Genomic DNA, 4,211 nt, shown 5'->3' on the forward strand with positions numbered 1-4,211 from the left:
CCCAGCATACTTGCCATTCGCTCGTAACGGGATAGTATTCGTGCGGAACGTGCGGCGTCAGAAACATCCCTTCATTTTCTTTTATAATATAAACCTCGTCGTTTACACGAAGCTCGCCTCTTCCTTTTAGGCATTGAATCCATTGATAATCAGGAAACTCTCCCTGACGCTTAATATGCGTTTGGTGTCTCCAGCTTCCAGCGCTTGTAACATAGAATGGTAGTTTCATATCTTCATCTGAAAGAGCCGGAAAGTACATACGGTCCACATTACTTCCCCCTTTTTATGTGAATATAGTTATATTATCATGAAAATAATTAGATTGATAAGGTTTTCAGAAAACGTTATCATTTTCATATAAACTAATAACCTAGTACTTTAGAAATGAGGGATCGACGTGTTAAAAACCGGCAAGAAATTTCATTATACAGCACCTGCAAACGGATACCCTGAATGGAATAACAACCCTGAAATTTTTCAATTGAACCGTTCAAAAGCACACGCTTTACTTATGCCTTATCAAACGGTCGAAGAGGCCTTGAAAAATGATAGAAAATCTTCTGTTTACTATCAAAGCTTAAATGGCAGCTGGTATTTTCATTTTGCTGAAAATGCAGATGGCCGCGTCAAAAACTTCTTCGCACCTGAGTTTTCATATGAGAAATGGGACTCTATTTCAGTTCCTTCACACTGGCAGCTGCAAGGATATGACTATCCTCAATATACAAACGTGACATACCCTTGGGTTGAAAATGAAGAACTCGAACCTCCTTTTGCACCGACTAAATATAACCCTGTCGGTCAGTACATCCGTACTTTTACACCTAAATCAGAATGGAAAGATCAGCCGGTGTACGTCAGCTTCCAAGGCGTCGAATCTGCTTTTTACGTATGGATTAACGGTGAGTTTGTTGGTTACAGCGAAGACAGCTTTACTCCAGCTGAATTTGATATAACTTCTTACCTTCAAGAAGGTGAAAATACGATAGCAGTAGAAGTATATCGCTGGAGTGATGCAAGCTGGCTTGAAGACCAAGATTTTTGGCGAATGAGCGGCATCTTCCGAGATGTGTATCTCTATTCTACTCCACCGGTTCACATCTATGACTTTAGCGTTCGTTCGTCGCTTGATAACAACTACGAAGATGGTGAACTTATCGTTTCAGCTGATATTTTAAATTACTTTGAGCACGATACTCAAGGTCTAACATTTGAAGCCATGCTGTATGACGCCAATGGCCAAGAAGTACTACAAGCTCCGCTGCAAACAAATTTAAGTGTGAGCGATCAACGTACAGTTTCCTTGCGTACACACATTAAAAGCCCTGCAAAATGGAGCGCAGAAAGTCCTAATTTGTATACGCTTGTAATCAGCTTAAAGAATTCTGCTGGTTCTATTATCGAAACAGAAAGCTGTAAAGTCGGCTTCCGTACGTTTGAACTAAAGAACGGTCTTATGACAATCAACGGCAAACGTATTGTACTTCGAGGAGTGAATCGCCACGAATTTGATTCAGTAAAAGGTCGGGCAGGCATCACGCGTGAAGACATGCTTCACGACATTTTGCTGATGAAACAGCATAATATTAACGCGGTGCGTACATCCCATTATCCTAACGATTCAGTATGGTATGAACTATGTGATGAATACGGGCTGTACGTTATTGATGAAACCAATTTAGAAACGCACGGAACGTGGACTTATTTACAAGAAGGTGAGCAAAAAGCCGTTCCAGGAAGCAAGCCAGAATGGAAAGAAAACGTATTGGATCGCTGTCGTTCCATGTACGAACGTGACAAAAACCACCCTTCTATCATTATTTGGTCGCTTGGAAACGAATCATTTGGCGGAGAAAACTTTCAGCATATGTATACCTTTTTTAAAGAAAAAGATTCCACGAGACTTGTTCATTACGAAGGAATTTTCCATCATCGCGACTATGATGCTTCAGATATAGAAAGCACGATGTACGTTAAGCCAGCAGATGTAGAGCGCTATGCACTAATGAATCCGAAAAAACCTTACATTTTGTGCGAATACAGCCATGCAATGGGTAATTCATGCGGAAATCTGTACAAATACTGGGAGCTGTTTGATCAATATCCGATCTTGCAAGGCGGTTTTATATGGGATTGGAAAGATCAAGCTCTTCAAGCAACAGCAGAAGACGGTACTTCTTACTTAGCTTACGGGGGAGATTTTGGTGATACTCCTAACGATGGTAACTTCTGCGGAAACGGCTTAATCTTTGCTGATGGGACAGCTAGCCCCAAAATTGCAGAAGTAAAAAAATGCTATCAGCCCGTAAAGTGGACAGCAGTCGACACTGCAAAAGGAAAGTTTGCCGTTCAAAACAAACACTTGTTTACAAACTTGAACGCCTATGATTTTGTTTGGACTGTTGAAAAAAACGGTGAACTCGTTGAAAAGCATGCGTCTCTTTTAAATGTAGCTCCTGATGGTACAGACGAACTGACGCTTTCTTATCCTCTTTGTGAGCAAGAAAATGAAGCTGACGAATTTGTTTTAACTCTTTCTCTCAGATTGTCTAAAGATACAGCCTGGGCTTCAGCTGGATATGAAGTGGCGTACGAACAGTTTTTGCTGCCTGCCAAAACCGCTGTGCCTTCAGTAAAAGCTGCTCATCCTGCTTTAACCGTTAACCAAAATGAACAAACGCTTACGGTTACAGGAACTAACTTCACGGCTATTTTTGATAAGCGAAAAGGACAGTTTATTTCTTACAACTACGAGCACACCGAGCTGCTTGCGTCGGGTTTTCGTCCAAATTTTTGGCGTGCAGTAACCGATAATGACCTCGGGAATAAACTGCATGAAAGATGTCAAACGTGGCGTCAAGCAAGCTTAGAGCAGCATGTGCAAAAAATAAGTGTTCAGCCGCAAATTGACTTTGTTATCATTTCGGTTGAACTAGCTTTAGACAACTCTCTTGCTTCTTGCTATGTAACGTATACGCTATATAACGATGGTGAAATGAAAATTGAACAATCTTTAGCACCTTCTGAGACAATGCCTGAAATTCCAGAAATCGGCATGCTGTTTACGATGAATGCGACTTTTGATTCTTTAACATGGTACGGAAGAGGACCTCATGAAAATTATTGGGATCGTAAAACTGGCGCTAAGCTGGCCCTTCATAAAGGCAGTGTAAAAGAGCAAGTCACACCGTATTTACGCCCTCAAGAATGCGGAAATAAAACGGACGTTCGATGGGCCACTATTACAAACGCTCAAGGACGCGGCTTTTTGATAAARGGTTTGCCAACAGTCGAGCTGAATGCTTTACCTTACTCACCTTTTGAACTGGAGGCTTACGATCATTTTTACAAATTGCCGGCAAGCGATTCAGTAACCGTGCGGGTTAACTATAAGCAAATGGGCGTTGGCGGAGACGATAGCTGGCAAGCTAAAACACATCCTGATTACACACTATATGCTAACCGCTCGTATACAAACACGTTTACGCTAAAACCTCTATAAAAACAAGAAGGACTTTCATTTGAAAGTCCTTTTTACTTATGACGTCACCTCTGGCTTTCGCTGAGAAAGTAAAAATACCGTAGCGATAATAAGAATCGTACCTAACCACTCCGTCCATCCAAAGGTCACATGAAGCCATAGAACAGAGAGCGCCGCTGCTGATAAAGGCTCTGCTGACGCAAGAACAATGGCTTCAGAAGCGCTAATATGCTTCAAGCTTTCCAAATAGCAATAAAATGCAATGAGCGTTCCGAAGATGATTACAAATAACACCGCACACAGCGACAATAGCGACCATTCACCTGCTATATGCCACGGCGGGTGGATAAATGAAAAACTTACGCCGCCTATCACCATTCCCCAGCCTACTATTTCAATTGAGCTCCATTTCGTAAGAAGACGCTTAGGCTGAAGCGTATAAAAAGCAGACGTCACAGCTGCCCCAATTCCCCAAAACAACGCCCATCCTGTAATAGACAGCTCGTTAAAATTCCCGCTTGTTGCAAGAAAAAAGGTCCCCGTTATAACGAGCGCAACAGAAATCATTTCTACTTTCACCGGCCACTTTCTTGCTTGCACAGCTAAATAGCCAATAATAAATATTGGCGACGTATATTGAAGCACTGTAGCTGTAGCAGCGTTTCCTGCTTCAATAGCTGCAAAATATGTATACTGCACGCCGAGCATACCGATTACACCAAACAAAAGC

At 41.8% G+C, this 4,211-nt stretch carries 3 protein-coding genes; 1 reads left to right on the forward strand and 2 read right to left on the reverse strand.

The features are described 5' to 3' along the window. Window positions 1-259 (reverse strand): AraC family ligand binding domain-containing protein (locus AC1DRF_RS17950; protein ID WP_477741308.1); only part of this gene is annotated, 259 nt, incomplete at its 3' end. Window positions 260-397: 138 nt separating this feature from the next. Here AC1DRF_RS17950 and lacZ point away from each other — a divergent pair. Beyond that, entirely contained in the window at window positions 398-3,502 is a 3,105-nt protein-coding gene (gene lacZ, locus AC1DRF_RS17955) for a beta-galactosidase, LacZ type (protein ID WP_427076200.1), read from the forward strand. Window positions 3,503-3,538: 36 nt separating this feature from the next. Here the strand turns inward: lacZ and AC1DRF_RS17960 are convergent. Next, on the reverse strand, window positions 3,539-4,211 hold a 673-nt coding region (locus AC1DRF_RS17960; RefSeq protein WP_477741307.1), incomplete at its 5' end, for an EamA family transporter.

The organism is Priestia sp. P5_B4 (assembly GCF_056400385.1).